16 protein-coding genes and 1 riboswitch are annotated in these 15,272 nt (G+C 53.3%); of the genes, 5 read left to right on the plus strand and 11 right to left on the minus strand.

What is annotated here, in order from left to right; genetic code table 11:
- Positions 1-58: 58 nt before the first annotated feature.
- The 9 genes from R50912_RS14750 to R50912_RS14790 form a co-directional block, all read right to left on the minus strand.
- Positions 59-1,891, minus strand: coding sequence for an ABC transporter ATP-binding protein (locus R50912_RS14750; RefSeq protein WP_231637858.1), 1,833 nt, complete (start codon positions 1,889-1,891; stop codon positions 59-61).
- On the minus strand, positions 1,891-2,367 hold the full coding sequence (locus R50912_RS14755) for a MarR family winged helix-turn-helix transcriptional regulator (protein WP_042235941.1): 477 nt from the start codon (positions 2,365-2,367) through the stop codon (positions 1,891-1,893). The genes R50912_RS14750 and R50912_RS14755 overlap by 1 nt, the downstream gene beginning before the upstream one ends.
- 207 nt (positions 2,368-2,574) lie before the next feature.
- The gene (gene thiE, locus R50912_RS14760) at positions 2,575-3,246 is read right to left on the minus strand and encodes a thiamine phosphate synthase (protein WP_042235943.1); all 672 of its coding nucleotides are present in this window, start codon (positions 3,244-3,246) and stop codon (positions 2,575-2,577) included.
- The gene (thiD, locus tag R50912_RS14765) at positions 3,243-4,070 is read right to left on the minus strand and encodes a bifunctional hydroxymethylpyrimidine kinase/phosphomethylpyrimidine kinase (RefSeq protein ID WP_042235945.1); all 828 of its coding nucleotides are present in this window, start codon (positions 4,068-4,070) and stop codon (positions 3,243-3,245) included. Before thiD ends, thiE begins: the two co-directional genes overlap by 4 nt.
- A 27-nt stretch (positions 4,071-4,097) precedes the next feature.
- Positions 4,098-4,895: a hydroxyethylthiazole kinase gene (gene thiM, locus R50912_RS14770; RefSeq protein WP_042235947.1), complete on the minus strand. Its 798-nt coding sequence runs from the start codon at positions 4,893-4,895 to the stop codon at positions 4,098-4,100.
- Positions 4,896-4,970: 75 nt separating this feature from the next.
- Entirely contained in the window at positions 4,971-6,050 is a 1,080-nt protein-coding gene (locus R50912_RS14775) for an ABC transporter substrate-binding protein (protein ID WP_052416336.1), read from the minus strand.
- Positions 6,047-6,823 carry an ABC transporter permease gene (locus tag R50912_RS14780; RefSeq protein ID WP_042235949.1) on the minus strand — a complete coding sequence of 259 codons (777 nt, stop codon included), beginning with the start codon at positions 6,821-6,823 and terminating at the stop codon, positions 6,047-6,049. Before R50912_RS14780 ends, R50912_RS14775 begins: the two co-directional genes overlap by 4 nt.
- Positions 6,804-7,586 (minus strand): ABC transporter ATP-binding protein, encoded by a 783-nt coding sequence (locus R50912_RS14785; protein ID WP_331281915.1) that lies wholly within the window; start codon positions 7,584-7,586, stop codon positions 6,804-6,806. The genes R50912_RS14780 and R50912_RS14785 overlap by 20 nt, the downstream gene beginning before the upstream one ends.
- Before the next feature lie 112 nt (positions 7,587-7,698).
- Positions 7,699-7,801: riboswitch (TPP riboswitch) on the minus strand.
- Between the two features lie 68 nt (positions 7,802-7,869).
- Positions 7,870-8,544, minus strand: a complete 675-nt coding sequence (locus tag R50912_RS14790; RefSeq protein WP_042235955.1) for a TetR/AcrR family transcriptional regulator — start codon at positions 8,542-8,544, stop codon at positions 7,870-7,872.
- A gap of 345 nt (positions 8,545-8,889) precedes the next feature.
- Here R50912_RS14790 and R50912_RS14795 point away from each other — a divergent pair, with 345 nt between their 5' ends.
- The 4 genes from R50912_RS14795 to R50912_RS14810 all read left to right on the plus strand — a co-directional run bounded on the left by R50912_RS14795 (position 8,890) and on the right by R50912_RS14810 (position 13,055).
- Positions 8,890-10,410 carry a DHA2 family efflux MFS transporter permease subunit gene (locus R50912_RS14795; protein WP_042235959.1) on the plus strand — a complete coding sequence of 507 codons (1,521 nt, stop codon included), beginning with the start codon at positions 8,890-8,892 and terminating at the stop codon, positions 10,408-10,410.
- Between the two features lie 260 nt (positions 10,411-10,670).
- Complete coding sequence (locus R50912_RS14800; protein ID WP_042235962.1) at positions 10,671-11,531, plus strand: amino acid ABC transporter substrate-binding protein; 861 nt, start codon at positions 10,671-10,673, stop codon at positions 11,529-11,531.
- A 93-nt stretch (positions 11,532-11,624) separates the two neighbouring features.
- Entirely contained in the window at positions 11,625-12,293 is a 669-nt protein-coding gene (locus tag R50912_RS14805; RefSeq protein WP_039303704.1) for an amino acid ABC transporter permease, read from the plus strand.
- Positions 12,294-12,305: 12 nt separating this feature from the next.
- The gene (locus tag R50912_RS14810; protein WP_042235965.1) at positions 12,306-13,055 is read left to right on the plus strand and encodes an amino acid ABC transporter ATP-binding protein; all 750 of its coding nucleotides are present in this window, start codon (positions 12,306-12,308) and stop codon (positions 13,053-13,055) included.
- Positions 13,056-13,141: 86 nt separating this feature from the next.
- On the opposite strand, the gene R50912_RS14815 is transcribed toward R50912_RS14810, so the two are convergent.
- Together R50912_RS14815 and R50912_RS14820 are read right to left on the minus strand one after the other, a co-directional pair.
- Complete coding sequence (locus R50912_RS14815; protein ID WP_042235968.1) at positions 13,142-13,816, minus strand: S-layer homology domain-containing protein; 675 nt, start codon at positions 13,814-13,816, stop codon at positions 13,142-13,144.
- A gap of 144 nt (positions 13,817-13,960) precedes the next feature.
- Positions 13,961-14,536, minus strand: a complete 576-nt coding sequence (locus R50912_RS14820; protein ID WP_042235970.1) for a hypothetical protein — start codon at positions 14,534-14,536, stop codon at positions 13,961-13,963.
- Between the two features lie 253 nt (positions 14,537-14,789).
- Here R50912_RS14820 and fur point away from each other — a divergent pair, with 253 nt between their 5' ends.
- On the plus strand, positions 14,790-15,263 hold the full coding sequence (gene fur / locus R50912_RS14825) for a ferric iron uptake transcriptional regulator (protein ID WP_042235972.1): 474 nt from the start codon (positions 14,790-14,792) through the stop codon (positions 15,261-15,263).
- Positions 15,264-15,272 lie beyond the last annotated feature (9 nt).

Here is a 15,272-nt window from a genome sequence, read left to right on the forward strand (position 1 = left end):
ATTCCGGAGGCAGCGGTTAATGGCCTCCGTGAATCCCTTTTTTCAATTCCGTACAACATCAAGTGGCGGACTCTGACGCCTGAAACTGCTTGTTATACAAATCCCTGTAGACCCCGTTGTCCGCCAGCAGAGAAGCATGTTGTCCATACTCCACAATAGCGCCGTCCTGAACGACGAGAATCGTATCGGCAGCCATAATGGTGGAAAGCCTGTGGGCGATAACGATGCTGGTCTTGCCCAGCAGCAGCTGATGCATCGCCTGTTGGATATAGAACTCCGACACTGTATCCAGTGACGAGGTGGCTTCATCCATGATAATAATGGGCGGATTCTTGAGCAGCACGCGGGCGATCGAGATCCGCTGCTTCTCTCCGCCGGACAGCTTGATTCCCCGGTTACCGACTACCGTATTGTAGCCTTCAGGGAGCTTCATAATGAAATCATGAATATAAGCGGCTTCACAGGCAGCAATCATCTCAGCTTCAGTGGCACTGGCGCTTGCATAGAGCAGATTCTCTTGGATGGTTCCGTTGAACAGATACGTATCCTGCGTAACCAGCCCGATCTGAGAACGCAGGGAGTGCAGTGTGAATTCACGGATATCTTTGCCGCCGATGCGGATCACACCCGAATCCAGTTCATAGAGTCTGGGGATGAGGTTGGTAATGGTCGTTTTACCCGCTCCGCTGGGGCCGACCAGCGCAGTCAGTGATCCGGCGGCAGCCGTGAAGGAAATCTCCCGCAGGGCCGGTTTGCCCGGCTGATAGGCGAAATTCACCTTGTCGAAGACGATATCCTGGCCGTCAGCACTGCTTGGCAGGGCCAGCGGCGAATCCACAATCAGCGGGTCCATATCGAAATAGTCAAAAATCCGTTCAAACAGCGCCACCGACCGGTTCACATCCACATACAGATTAGTCATTTGCATGACCGGCCCGTATAATCTGCCCAGCAGCGCCACAAAGGTGATAATCGCACCCACCGTCAGCTCTCCTTGAATAAATAAATAACCCCCGTACAGATATATCAGCATGGGCCCGATACTGGTGAAGGTGGTGAGGACCAGCATAAACCAGCGGCCGGCCATCGATTCTCTGATCTGCAGGCGAGTCGCCTGGGCATTAACGGTTCTGAAGCTTGCCAGCTCGGTGTCTTCCTTGGTGAATAGCTTCATGAGCATATATCCACTGAGACTGAGCGTTTCCTGGATGATCTGGTTTTGCTCGGAGATCTTCTCCTGGGTTTCCTTGGCCAGCTTCCAGCGTACATTGCCCATTTTGCGGGTTGGCATAATGAACAGGGGGACGACCAGTATGCCCAGCAGCGCCAGCTTCCAGTTCATAATAAACAGAGTTGCCGCTGTCGTAGTCAGAATGAACAGATTGCTGGCAAAATTAACGATGGTGCTGTTGAACACGCCCTGTATCCCGGCAATATCACTGGTCATTCGGGTGATGACTTCGCCTTGCTTGACCCCTGAGAAGAACTGCAGCGGCATGCCCTGCAAATGGCGGTACATCTGATTTTTCATATCATGGACAATATTTTGCGAGATAAAAGAGTTAAGGTAATTCTGCAGCACTCCCAGCAGACCGGACACTACAGTTGTTCCGAGTGAGGCAAGAACGAGCAGAACCAGCAGCCTCAGGTTTTTATCCGGAAGCGCGCGGTCAATAATATGCTGAATCAGGATCGGAGGGAGCAGCCCGAGCACTGCGGTAATGCACAGCACAATCATCACCAGCAGGGTCTGCTTCCAGTAAGGCAGGAAATATTTCACGATGCGGAGCAGCAGCGTCTTGGATATATCCGGCTTCGCCTCATCATCGTCGAACTTTAATTTGCCATGCCCGGGCCCGCCGAATCCCATTGGACCGAAGCCTCTTCCCATTATTCATCACCAGCTTTGTGTGTATTTAAGTTATCCTGATTCCGGGTCAGCTGTTCGAGCAGCTGTGAGTGCATTTGAATGAGCGACTGGACTTCTTCTCCGGAAAAATGATCCAGAGCCGCGCCCAGCATTTGGTATGAGTAGGCGTCTTCGTTATATTGTCTGCACAGCGCTTCACCTGCCGGTGTGAGATTCAGCCTCGTTTCCCTGCGGTCTGCCTCGGAGGCGGTCCGGGTCACCAGTTCCTTCTCGGCCAACACATCAATATGCAGGCTTACGCGGCTCTTGGCAAATACCAGACGCTCCGTTATTTCCTTCTGCGATTGACCCGGATGCTTGAGGAGAGAATTCAGTATACCGATCTGATGCACGGTTAAACCGAGATCCGCAGCGCTCTGATGGGCCAGCTTACGGAGCTGGCGGGCAACGGCAAGCAAGGAATGATACACCTCTATCGTCTGCGCCGGATCTGTCATGGGGCAACCTCCTCTGATCTGATAATAGTTTCTTTTGTTAACAGTTAACAATGTAAACTGATTATACGCCTGAATATTCCAAAAGTAAATGTTACGCTGAAATAGCGGTAAACAGATTATGCCGGAATACATAAGAAACACCCGCAGCGCCTGTGTGAAGGCAGCAGCGGGTGTATTTGTAATTGAAATACGCTCATTTATATAAGCTCATTCCGGAAGCATTCCGCATTGTATAATCCGCCCGAATGCCCTCGCGGTCTCCCGGATATCCTCCGCTCCGGCAATGGCCGAGATGACGGAGATTCCGTCTGCACCGGCCCGGATTACCGGCAGGGCGTTATCCAGGCTAATACCGCCGATCCCTACCAGGGGAACATTAAGTCCGCTGCGGCGGAGCGTTTCAATGACAGCCGTCCCTTGAACGGCTTCGGCATCGTCTTTGGAGGAGGTGGGGTAGACCGGACCGACCCCGAGATAATCGGCTCCGTCCGCAATAGCCTGCTGCGCTTCCGCGAGATTATGGGCGGAAACGCCGATGATCTTGTGCTCGCCGAGCCGCTGGCGGATCGTCCGGGCCGGCAGATCATCCTGGCCGGCATGGACCCCGTCTGCATCAAGTGCTACCGCCAGCTCCAGGTCGTCATTGACGATGAACGGAATCTGCCGGTCCCGGCAGATTGCCCGGAGCTGCTGGCCAAGCTCTAGCAGAGCAGCGCCGGTCAGAGCACCGGGACCCTTTTCACGGAACTGGAATAAGGTGATTCCCCCGTCTGCTGCGGCAGATAAAGTCTCGGCTGGAGAGATGCGGCAGTTCACGCTGCCCATAATGAAATATACCTTAAGGAGCTTGCGTATATCCTCACGGTCCATTCGTTTCATAGCTGCTGCCCCCTTGATCTGATACGGTTCCCGTAAGCAAAATGATTGGTCGGCCCGTGTCCTGCCCCGAGGTTCAGACTGTCCTCAATAGCTGCCTGAATGAAGGCTTTGGCTGTATGAACCGCTTCATCAATGGAGTGGCCGAGCGCAAGTCCTGCCGTCACTGCCGCCGAGTAAGTACAGCCGGTCCCATGCGTATGCCTGGTCTCGATCCGCGGACTGGTCATATATTGGAATTCCCGGCCGTCATAGAGCAGGTCCACCAGCTGATCGCCTGACGGATCATGTCCACCCTTAAGAACAATGTACTGCGGCCCCATCTGATGCAGGAGTCTTGCAGCCTGTTCTCTGTCTGCTATTCCATTAATCTTCATCCCGGTGAGAATCTCTGCTTCGGGAAGATTAGGAGTAACCACAAGTGCCAGAGGCAGCAATCCGTTAATCAGTGCCTGCACGGCTTCCTGCAGCAGCAGAGCGGACCCGCCCTTGGCAATCATTACCGGGTCGATCACAAGCCGCTGCTGCCAGCCGTACGCTGTCACCTTATCCGCGACAACACCGATAATCTTACTGCTGAACAGCATACCGGTCTTAATGGCATCTGGCGCCAAGTCGCTCCCAATAGAATCCAGCTGTGCAGCAACGGCTTCCGGCTCCAGCGGATATACACCTTGAACGCCTAAGGTATTCTGTGCCGTGACCGCAGTGAGCGCGGACATTCCGTAGACTCCAAGCTCCTGGAAGGTCTTCAGATCAGCCTGGATACCGGCACCGCCGCCGCTGTCAGAGCCGGCAATCGTTAACGCTTTACGTATAAGGGTCATCGGATATTCTCCTCTATAAGGTGCGGTTTATTGTTCAAGCAGCTGCAGGCGTGACCGGCTGCTGTAGATATCTGGTGTGACCAGGGACAATTGATTCAGGAACTCCATCTGGAAGCTGCCGGGTCCTTGTCCTTCCGCGGCTTCAGCGGCAATCTCGGCTGCCACGCCGTAGAACGAGATTGCTTCGGCAGCTGCCTCAAGCACATTCCCGCCGCTTACTGCAAGAAATGCGCCTACTACGGCACTGAGCAGACAGCCGGTTCCCGTCACTTGGGTCAGGATGGAATGGCCGTTGCTGGCGATGTAGGTGCGCGTGCCGTCGGTAATGATATCCTCCTTGCCGGTGATGATCACCACGCAGTCCAGCTTCCGCGCAGCCTTGTTCGCCAAGGCAATCACATCGCCGTCACCTGCTCCGGCGTCGACGCCTTTGCTCGCCCAGCTCTCTCCGGCGACATTGGCAACTTCGGCCACATTGCCGCGCAGAGCGGTCAGCTGCAGCTCACCGAGCAGCTTCGCGGTAACGTCAGTGCGGTACGGTGTAGCGCCTGCTCCAACGGGATCGAGCACGAGCGGGACACCATGCCGGTTCGCGGCTTGTCCGGCCTTCACCATTGAAGCGATGGCGGCTTCATTCAGTGTACCGATGTTCAGCACGACCGCCCCGGACATCGCGGCAACATCCGCCACCTCTTCCAGTGCGTCGGCCATGAACGGGGAAGCCCCCAGCGCCAGCAGTCCGTTAGCGGTGAAATTAGCCACAACAATATTGGTAATGTTATGTACGAGCGGATTTGCCTGCCGTACCTTAGATACAAAAGACATGATTATTCCTCCTGAAAGTTTGATAGCATACGCATGCTTGAGATCATTTCGCAAAACTAACTTCGAAAGCATGTTCTATAAATTAATAAAAGCATCTGCACTGTCAACTTCCTCTGCCAGCAGACCGCCCTCGCTCAGCCATTTACGGACATTCTCCCAGGAAGCGGTATCCTGATATCCGAAGGGCTGTGACCCGGCGTCCATAAGCGGCAGCAGAATTTCCAGGCTGCGCTTCTCGATGGCTTCATCAAGCGGTGCGGTGGCATCCTGATGCTCCAGCAGAAGCTTCAGCGCCTGCTCCGGCTGCTTAGTGACGAATTGCTGACCCTTGCGCGCAGCATTCATGAACTTTTGGAAATATGCCGAGGAATCCTGTAGACCCTGGTCACTTGCGACCAGCACCAGCTCATAATAATCAGGAACCCCGTAGTCTACCGGATTGAACGAACGCACAGGATGGCCTTCCTGTTCTAATATCAGCTGCTCATGGTTGATGAAGCCGCCCATAATTCCATCCACACGCCCGGTGGAGAGGGCAGGGATAAGCTCAAAGCCAACGTCAATCAGCTTCAGGGAGGCGGGATCGCCGCCATCGGTTTGGATCATAGTGTGCAGCATGGCTTCATACAGCGGAATGGAGGAGTAACCGGCTTGCTTGCCTGAGAGCTCTCCGGGGCGGGTTATTCCGCTGTCTGCGGAAACCATGAGATGGTTCAGGGGATGCCGTACCAGAGCGGCGACGGATTTGACCGGAATCTGCTCTCCCCGGGCCATCAGCACCTGCGGCTGGTAGCTGAGGGCCAGATCGACTTGTCCGGCAGCTACCAGCTTCAGCGCGTCGTTGCTGTCGGCAGGCATCTGTATCTCAACATCAAGCCCCTCTTCGGCAAAATACCCCTCACTCTGAGCTGCATACAAAAAGGAATGAACGGCATTAGGATACCAGTCGAGCATGATCGTCAGCTTATGGGCTGTACCGTCTGCGGCTGCCGCCGGAGCGGATGATGCCAATGATGAGCCGGAGCCAGCCGGCCCGTTATTGCCGGCGCAGCCGGGCAGAACCAAAAGAACAGACAGGAGCAGTACATAAGGCAGCAACTTATAAGGTTGAGCACTACGGGGGTAGAGATAACGGGTATAGCGGATTGGAGTCATGAATAACGTCCTCTTTTCTTCAAAAATAACTTCTCAAGCGTAGCAATACAAAGAAACAGAGTGATCCCAAGAGCGGACAGCAGCACAACAGCGGCAAACATATCGGCACTCTGCAGATTGCCGGCCATTCTCCGGCTGAAGTAACCGAGCCCCTGGCTGCCACCCAGCCATTCGCCGATGGTAGCGCCGATGACACAGTACACTACCGACAGCTTCAGTCCGGAGAAAAAGGACGGCAGGGCCAGCGGAACAGCAGCCTTGCGGAGAATCTGCCAGCGGTTCGCGCCAAGCGTCAACAACAGCTCGCGGTACTGCTCCGTATTCTTGCCCAGCCCGTCGTAGGTGCCGACAACCACCGGGAAGAAGGCGGTCAGGAACACTACGGCGACCTTACTCCACAAGGTGTAGCCGAACCACATGATAAACAGGGGAGAGAGGGCAACCAGCGGAATCGTCTGGCTGATAATCAGCAGCGGATACAGCGCTTTGGCCATCGGCCTGAATAGATGCATGCCCGTTCCCAGCAGACTGCCGCAGAAGACGGACAGAGCGAAGCCTGTTAGTACCTCAAGCAGCGTTGCGGGCAGGTGCACACCGAAGAGCAGACGCCGCTCCTCCATCAGAGCGCTCCAGATGGCAGTGGGGGCCGGCAGGATGAACGGAGGAATCAGCCCCAGCCGGGACACCGTTTCCCAGACTGCAAGGATCAGCAGCACGAGCAGAATAGCCGGGCTGTATTCCCGCAGCAATCTTCTATAAAAGACGGTTGTCATTCAGCTTCAGCTCCAACTCCTTCCGCAGGGCAACAAACTGCGGTTCGTAATTCAGACTGTGATGTCTGGGGCGGGGCAGACCGGTGATGAACTCCTGCATACCGCCCCCGGCACCGCCGGTCATCAGATAGATGCGGTCGCTAAGCAGAAGCGCTTCTTCAAGGTCATGGGTAATGAACAGCACAGTCTTCTCCAGTCCCGACCATAATTCCAGCAGCCAGCGGTGAAGCTCCCGCTTGGTTATGGCGTCCAGCGCCCCGAACGGCTCGTCCAGCAGGAGCAGCTCATTCCCGGCGGCAAGGGTGCGGAGCACCGCAACCCGCTGGCGCATGCCACCCGACAGCTCATGCGGATACGCAGCTCCGGTCTCACCAAGACCGAACTGCTGCAGCATGCTGCGGATCTGGATAACGGCTTCCTCTTTGGAGCCGCTCCGCTTCAGTTCCCAGGGCAGCAGGCAATTGTCCAGCACGGTTCTCCACGGCAGCAGGAGATCCCGCTGCGGCATATATCCGACCTGGCCGAGCCGCTCCAAGGCGTTTTTGGACGGTTGCCCGTGCAGTGCAACCTCGCCGCTGCCGGGTTCCAGCAGGCCGGCGATAATCTTGAACAGCGTGCTTTTGCCGCAGCCGCTGGCCCCCACGACGGAGATGAACTCCCCGCGGCGGACCTTCATGGAGATTTCGGAGAAGACCGGAGCCCTTGAAGCTGCGCCGAAAGAATAGGACAGGTTCGCGATGTTGATCATAGGATGGGGAAGCAAGCCTCCTTAGGGAAAAGTGATTACGCTACGAAAACAAGAAAGACCCATCCATTTCCGGAGGAAATGAATGGGTCTGAAGGTACAGTCAGTTTGCAAAGACGCGGAACCGCTGATACATTCTGCTCCACTTCCCTCCGCTGGTATGATCCAGATCAGGTTCCAAGGGTCCGGAGCTTAAGCTCCGTCTCAGTCGGCCGACTCCCCTAGTGAAATAACAGGCGCTATTGAATTCGTAATTGCTACTTAATATACCATAATTCCTCCGCTTGTAAAGAGCCTGTACTCAGCGCTTGGAGAGGCCGGTTATGAACAATGCAACAATTCCCTGCGAGATTTCCTCTTTGGAGGAGCCGTTCCGTTTCTGTTCATACAGGTAAAGATCGGGACTAAGTACAGAGATCAGTGCTGTGGCAGCGAAGCGGGGATCAATCCCGATAATCTCTCCATTCGCGGATGCACGGTGCAGAAGTTCACTCATAATCCTCCCGAGCCGCTGGAAAAAAGGATGTTCGAACTGGGTAAGCTGCTTCTTGCCTGTGAATTCAGATTTGATCATATTCAAGAGCTCCGCATATTGCTCAATGAAACCAACGACCTGCTCAATGCTGCTCTGCAGATGCGCGAGGGCAGCCGTTTCACCGGCGCTGGCAGCAAGCTGCTGTTCCATCCCCGACAGAAACTGCTCGGTGCTGTCCAGCAGCAGAGCCGAACAGATTTCGCCCTTATCGGTGAAGCGGCGGTACAGCGATCCCTGTCCTATGCCGGCCCGTTTGGCGATGCCGTACATACTGACAGCTTCGAGGCCGCTCTCGGTGAACAGCTGGCGGGCCGCTTCGAGTATCCGCTGCATATAAGGATCGGCGGGTTCTTTTGCAGCGTTATCTGCGTGCCCTGTGTTCTCTGTGTTCTCGGGAGCTGCTGATGTTACAGGTTCAACTTTCGTTTCTGTTTTTTTCATAATATCCCCTTTCAGTCATACAACAATCCATCCGGATACCCGGCTATCCATGAATCAAAGCTGCAAAATAAACAACATTTATGCCTACAGTGAGTTCTAATAAATCTCTATACTGCCGGTAACGAATCAAGTGAGGGGGAATTGACTTATTCCGCTAGCCCGAAGTAATTCACTGGTAACTTGTGTGTTGTTTACAGGAAATTATGTAAAACAATTGACACATCGGACAATTGTCCGTAGACTATGAAATGCGATAACGGACAATTGTCCGTTCACTAATTATATAGACAAACCTGCCCGCAGGTCAACGTAGCTGACTGCGGACAATTCAGGAGGAGAAGGAGTATGAATCAGACCTTGAAGCAGGATGCCGATTTCCGGTTATCCGGCATTCTAGTTCCGCTGCTGGCTATTATTGCCGGCGTATTTATGGTTGTGCTGGACAGTACCGCAATGAATGTGGCATTGTCCAGACTAGTGGTGGATTTCAATACAGACCTGCATACGCTGCAGTGGGTTGTAACCGGGTATATGCTGGCGCAGGCTTCGGTCATTCCGCTGTCAGGCTGGCTGTCTGACCGGTTCGGGGCTAAGAACGTCTTTTTGACAGCTGTTATTGTGTTTACGATCGGCTCCATTCTGTGTGCAACGCCAAGCAGTGCAGAATGGCTGGTCGTATTCCGGGTATTGCAGGGTCTCGGAGGGGGCTGTGTGCTCCCGGTCGGGATGGCTTATGTGTACAGACTGGCTCCCAAGAGTAAAGTCGGCGTTGTTATGGGAATTATGGGGATTCCCGTGCTGTTCGCACCCGCGATTGGTCCAGTACTGTCCGGCTGGCTGGTGGAATATCATTCCTGGCGCTGGATCTTCCTGATTAATATCCCCATCGGTATTATCTGTGTGCTGATTGGGCTGCGAAAGCTGCCGAATGCGGCGAAGAACACCGTTCCCGGCATGGATAAATTCGGAATGGTTCTCGGACCGCTGGCGTTTGCTTCACTCACTTACGGTGTAAGTCAGGGGGCGCAGAGCTGGACCTCGGACAAAACGCTAATCGGGTTATCCCTGGGAGCTGTTGCACTGATTGCCTTTGTCATTGCCGAGCTGCGTTCCAAGACCCCTTTGCTGGAGCTGCGAATTCTGAAATCTGTGGATTTCACCACCGGAATTATCGTGCAGTGGATCGCCCAGTTCGGCTTATATGGCGCCTTATTTCTACTGCCGCAGTTTCTGCAGCAGGCGCGCGGCTTCGGCGCATTTGATACCGGCCTAACCCTGCTGCCGCAGGCCATTGCTTCCGGGCTGATGATGCCAATTGCCGGCATTCTGTTCGACCGGATCGGGGTGCGCTGGCTGGTGGTCTGTGGACTCAGTCTGGTCTCAGGAGCATTATTCCAGTATTCCCATGTCGATCTGACTACCCAGAGCCGTGATCTCATTCTTCCGCTAATCATGTGCGGTGCAGGGATGGGGATGATGATGATGCCGATGAATACGCATCTGCTGAACAAAGCGCCAGGTAATCTCGTCAACCGGGTAACCTCTCTCACCAACTCCATGCAGCAGGTTATTAACTCGCTTGCAGTGTCGACACTGGTTACGATTCTGACGGCCAGAACTTCTGCACGTGGTCTTGAAATGCAGGAGGCGGCAGCCGCTGCCGGGCAGACGGTGGACGGAGCCTCAAAGGAAGCCCTCCAGCTGGCCAAGCAGACTGTATTGGCCCAAGGCTTTGCCGATACCTTCCACATTATGATTTTTGTCGCTTTAGGCGGTGCCGTCCTTGGACTGCTGCTGCGCCGGGGCCGCAAATCGGAAAGCGGAGGCTCCAAAGAGAAAGTGGTGCCCGAAATCATGCACGGTTAATAGGTGCATTAACATTCATAAGAAGTAAGGCGGCGACTCTCCTTTACTGGAGGGTCGCTGATTTGCGCTTTGATCATTTCGTTTGCCCCCACTGATGAAGAATTGCAATTTCGGGGCAAGCTAAAACTATCCAAAACCGATAGAGCATAAATCCGATGTTTATTATCGGAAAAACTATTGACGGATGTAACTGCTCAGTGTTACGATTCATTTTGCCGGCAATTCCGGAACATAAAGAGAGATGAGAGGGGATTAATCTTATGAAAAAACTTAGTCTGACAATTCTGCTGCTCCTGACCATGGCCTTGGTTGCGGCATGCGGCAACAACAATAACAATAACAATAATTCAGCAACAGGCGGCAATGCGGCGGCTGAACCCACTGCGGCGGCTACAGATAGTGCTGCACCTGCTGAGCAGAATAGTCTGGAAGCTGTCAAAGCCAGCGGCAAGCTGCGTATCGGAACAGAAGGCACCTATGCCCCGTTCACGTATCATGATGCCGACGGCAAGCTGACCGGTTTCGATGTGGAAATTGCTGAAGAGGTATCTAAACGTCTGGGCGTGGAAGCCGAGTTTATCGAGACACAGTGGGACGGTATTTTTGCCGGTATGGATGCCAAGCGGTTCGATACGATCTTCAACGAAGTTTCCATTACGGATGAGCGCAAAGTGAAATATGATTTCTCCGATCCGTATATCGTATCCAAGGCTGTGCTGATCGTCAGTGAAGATAATGAAGACATTAAATCATTCGCGGACCTCAAAGGCAAGAAAGCCGGCCAATCCCTGACAAGCAACCTCGGTAAGATTGCAACGGATAACGGGGCAGAGATTGTATCCACAGAGGGCTTCAATCAGGCGATTGATCTGCTGACCTCCGGCCGGATTGATGCAACCGTCAATGATGGCTTGTCCTTCCTGGATCTGAAGAAGCAGAAGCCGGATATCAAGATCAAGCAGGTTGACGAGATTGCAGAAGGCTCGTACAGTGCAGCGGTCTTCCTGAAAGGTAATGATGAGCTTGTACAGGCGGTGAATGAAGCGCTGACTGCCATTCATGATGATGGGACATATCTGAAGATTTCCGAGAAATACTTTGGAGCTGATGTATCGAAATAAGCTTGCCTGCTGGGCTGCAGTCTCAAATAACTTATGGACACAGGGCGGGAGCCGGATGCTTCGCCTTGCCGTTCCAAGAAGGATGTCAGAACGATGGATGACCGCAAAATACAAATATTTCTCGACTCACTGCTGCCTCTGTTCAAAGCCGGGGTGGCTTTTACCATTCCGCTGACCCTGGTCTCCTTTGCACTTGGGCTTACACTTGCTATAATTACTGCACTTGTGCGTCTCTCTTCCTGGAGAATTCCGAAGCTGATTGCCGGCTTCTACGTCTGGGTTATCCGCGGAACACCGCTGCTGCTGCAGCTGTTTATTATTTTCTACGGGTTGCCTACGGTAGGCATTGTGCTTGATCCGTTCATCGCAGCTGTGATCGGCTTCACCCTTAGTGTCGGGGCATATTCCTCAGAAATTGTCCGGGCGGCTATTCTGTCGATACATAAAGGCCAATGGGAGGCTGCGTTCTCCGTCGGTATGAGCCGTGGACAGGCTTTGCGGCGGGTGATACTGCCTCAAGCTGCCCGTGTATCGGTACCGCCATTATCAAATTCATTCATTAGTCTGGTGAAGGATACATCACTTGCAGCAAGCATCACATATGTAGAAATGTTCAGAAAAGCTCAGCAAATTACAGCCACTACCTATGAACCGCTGCTGTTATATTGCGAAGCGGGATTATTTTATCTGTTATTTTGCTCAGTATTATCGGTGCTGCAGAAATACCTGGAGAAGCGGCTGGACCGGTATTCGGCCAGTTAAGGAGGCATACCCATGATTGAAATACGTGATTTACATAAATCCTTCGGTCCGCTGCAGGTCTTGAAGGGTGTTGATCTTACAGTTGAGCATGGCCAAGTGATGGTCATCATCGGACCTTCCGGCTCCGGCAAAACCACCCTGCTGCGCTGCTTCAACCTGCTGGAGACCCCGGATAAGGGCAGTCTGGCTCTGAATAATATTAAGCTGGATTTCACTCCCGGCGGCAAAATTCCACAGCGTACCGTGCTGTCTCTTCGCCAGCAGACCGGAATGGTCTTCCAGTCCTACAATCTGTTCCCGCATATGACGGCACTCGGCAATGTAATGGAGGGTCAGGTGACCGTTCAGAAGCGTTCCAGGGAGGAAGCCAGAACGAAGGCGCTTGCCCTGCTGGATAAGGTAGGACTGGGTGACAAGGCGGATACCTATCCGCATCAGCTGTCCGGCGGCCAGCAGCAGCGCGTGGCGATTGCCCGGGCGATGGCGGTCGAGCCGGAGGTGCTGCTCTTCGATGAGCCAACCTCAGCGCTCGATCCGGAGCTGGTCGGTGAGGTGCTAAAGGTCATAAAGCAGTTGGCCCGGGAAGGAATGACGATGGTCATTGTTACCCATGAGATGAAATTCGCGGCCGACGTGGCCGACCGGATCATCCTAATGGATAACGGAGTCATTCTGGAACAGGGAACTCCGCAGCAGGTGCTGGAGCAGACGAAGAATCCGCGCGCCCTGCAGTTCCTGAACCGGCTCAGCGGAGAAGTCTAAGATTGTTTAAGCAATAACGCAAAAAGGCAGTCCGGGAGGGGAATCCCGGACTGCCTTTTCCGCTTGTGAATTTACTCAGCCATTAGTTAGTTCTGTGTTGCTGCATCACTGCGTGAATTCAAATAGTCCAGTGCATTGTAGAGCATAATTGCCGCTTCGGCGCGGGTGAGCTGGCTCTTCGGGTTGAACTTGCCGTTAGCATCCAGTGTATTGATGTTGTATTTCAAGGACCGCTGGATTGTGCCCTGGTAGGACGGCTCAAGCGCATCTGCATCGGCGATGTCCACCGGAACGATATTGATCATCGGCAGGTTGCCTGCCTTTTCAACGCCTTGAATCAGCAGGCTGGTGAACAGCTCTTTGGTAATCGGTTTGGATGGATCAATATCAGCGGGAATATCCACGTCATTATAGTGCGCATTGATGAATGCTTCTGCGTACCAGGCGTTGTCTTTTACTTTGGAGAAGATCGCACTGGCTACGGGTGCCTTGTTGAAATCAATTGCGGCCAGGCTAAGCTGGAGTCCGCCCGAGATAAACTGAACGCCTTGTGCTGTAGTTACAGTGGATGCAGGCAGAAACTGGGTATCTGATATTCCTTTGATCAGGCCCTGCTGCTTCAGAGAGTTGATTTTGTCCTTACCGGTTACACTGTCAATATCCTTAAAGCTGCTGCCGGCTGCAAAAATCTGTCCGCTGAAAGAGAAGGTAAGAAGCGTTACGGCTGTAAAAGCTGCGATCGTGTTTTTTTTGATACTCATCTGAATTCCACCTCTATCGTAGGTTGTACCACTAGATTGAACGCTGATCCGGTAATTGTCCGTTACAGTACCGGCTAAACCGTTTCAACTTGACTCTAATGACGCAAAGACACTAGAAAAGGTTGCAGATGGGTTGCAGACGATTTACATCATTTCCTGAAACAGCAGGTTGCGGTAAGGGTATTTACTGAACCTTGTTCTGAACAGCAGCGCGATCCCGCTGTCTTCAATGGTTACGGATTTAAGCGAATCTGCTGTAACGAGACTGCGTACCATCGCTGTTACCGCACCACGGTCCCGGCGCCGGATGGCTGCAGCAAGACTCTCCGCGAAGCTGTTATTTACAGAGAGCTCCCGGTAGAGCGGAATTACGGCCCGTGCGATGCTGCGGTGGGCTGCTGTACTGAAGGTGAACTGGACCGTGCCCGGCGGAATCGTTGTTCCATTCGTGTAGAACGCAACCGGCAGCGGAAACGGAAACGAGATGAAATAGCCGATGCCGTTCGTCCCATAATTATCAACCCTGGCAAGGGTGGGAATTCTGGCCAGCAGTCTGCCCATCAGATCAAGATCCGCGGAGACAACGGCGGTTGTCCAATCAGCGGCATAACTGCTGTTACCGGCAATTTTCCGGTAGAACGGCAGCATGGCCGTGGCGACTCTGCGCAGTACACGGGCTGTCACAAGCCGCTGGGTCTGCCTGGGTTTTATTTTCACCATCCGGATCATCCTCACTTATAAGAGATTTAGTCTATATAAGGTATGGAGGGAAGGCGCACTTCGGATTGGGCGTAAGACTAGCCGGTAATAATATAATCATTAGTAGCAGAACCTATTTATACGTTTTTGGGGAAAAGTGATGTTATACTGGTGTCAGGCCTTTTCTTTGGCGGACAAGTTTGTTATGCTTATATCGTAAAGATTACTAATTATTGTCGGGAATTGTTCAACTTCCGGAAAGGTGGGAACCCGGGTGAACCGAGTAGCAAATATCAGCCAGCAGTTTGCGGCACAGAATTATAAGCTTACGCCACAGCGCGAGGCTATAGTAAGAGTATTACTGGACAACGAGAAGGATCACTTAAGCGTGGAAGAGGTCTATATGCTGGTCAAGCGCAGTTATCCGCATTTGGGACTAGCGACCGTATACCGTACCTTAGAGCTGCTGTGTGAGCTTCATATTGTAGAAAAGATGAATTTCGGCGATGGCGTTGCCCGCTATGACCTGCGCGGTGACGATCATGTTCATATGCACCACCACCTGATCTGCAGTGTATGCGGCAAGCTCGAGGAGATCAAGGATGACTGGCTGGTGGACCTTGAAGCGCGGCTGGCCCGTGAGTACGGCTTCAGCGTGACCGATCACCGGCTTGATTTCAAAGGTACCTATAATACCTGCAAGGGAAACGGCTGCAAGGGTGATAAAGAATGCCGGGCTGTTTCCTGAGCCGCAACT

Source organism: Paenibacillus sp. FSL R5-0912 (genome assembly GCF_000758605.1).
GTDB lineage: Bacteria > Bacillota > Bacilli > Paenibacillales > Paenibacillaceae > Paenibacillus_AQ.

Bases quoted from the DNA above. Each gene is read 5' to 3' on its own strand.
- R50912_RS14750 (WP_231637858.1), bottom strand. From the start codon at position 1,891: ATGGGAAGAGGCTTCGGTCCAATGGGATTCGGCGGGCCCGGGCATGGC.
- R50912_RS14755 (WP_042235941.1), bottom strand. From the start codon at position 2,367: ATGACAGATCCGGCGCAGACGATAGAGGTGTATCATTCCTTGCTTGCC.
- thiE (WP_042235943.1), bottom strand. From the start codon at position 3,246: ATGAAACGAATGGACCGTGAGGATATACGCAAGCTCCTTAAGGTATAT.
- thiD (WP_042235945.1), bottom strand. From the start codon at position 4,070: ATGACCCTTATACGTAAAGCGTTAACGATTGCCGGCTCTGACAGCGGC.
- thiM (WP_042235947.1), bottom strand. From the start codon at position 4,895: ATGTCTTTTGTATCTAAGGTACGGCAGGCAAATCCGCTCGTACATAAC.
- R50912_RS14775 (WP_052416336.1), bottom strand. From the start codon at position 6,050: ATGACTCCAATCCGCTATACCCGTTATCTCTACCCCCGTAGTGCTCAA.
- R50912_RS14780 (WP_042235949.1), bottom strand. From the start codon at position 6,823: ATGACAACCGTCTTTTATAGAAGATTGCTGCGGGAATACAGCCCGGCT.
- R50912_RS14790 (WP_042235955.1), bottom strand. From the start codon at position 8,544: ATGAAAAAAACAGAAACGAAAGTTGAACCTGTAACATCAGCAGCTCCC.
- R50912_RS14795 (WP_042235959.1), top strand. From the start codon at position 8,890: ATGAATCAGACCTTGAAGCAGGATGCCGATTTCCGGTTATCCGGCATT.
- R50912_RS14800 (WP_042235962.1), top strand. From the start codon at position 10,671: ATGAAAAAACTTAGTCTGACAATTCTGCTGCTCCTGACCATGGCCTTG.
- R50912_RS14805 (WP_039303704.1), top strand. From the start codon at position 11,625: ATGGATGACCGCAAAATACAAATATTTCTCGACTCACTGCTGCCTCTG.
- R50912_RS14810 (WP_042235965.1), top strand. From the start codon at position 12,306: ATGATTGAAATACGTGATTTACATAAATCCTTCGGTCCGCTGCAGGTC.
- R50912_RS14815 (WP_042235968.1), bottom strand. From the start codon at position 13,816: ATGAGTATCAAAAAAAACACGATCGCAGCTTTTACAGCCGTAACGCTT.
- R50912_RS14820 (WP_042235970.1), bottom strand. From the start codon at position 14,536: ATGGTGAAAATAAAACCCAGGCAGACCCAGCGGCTTGTGACAGCCCGT.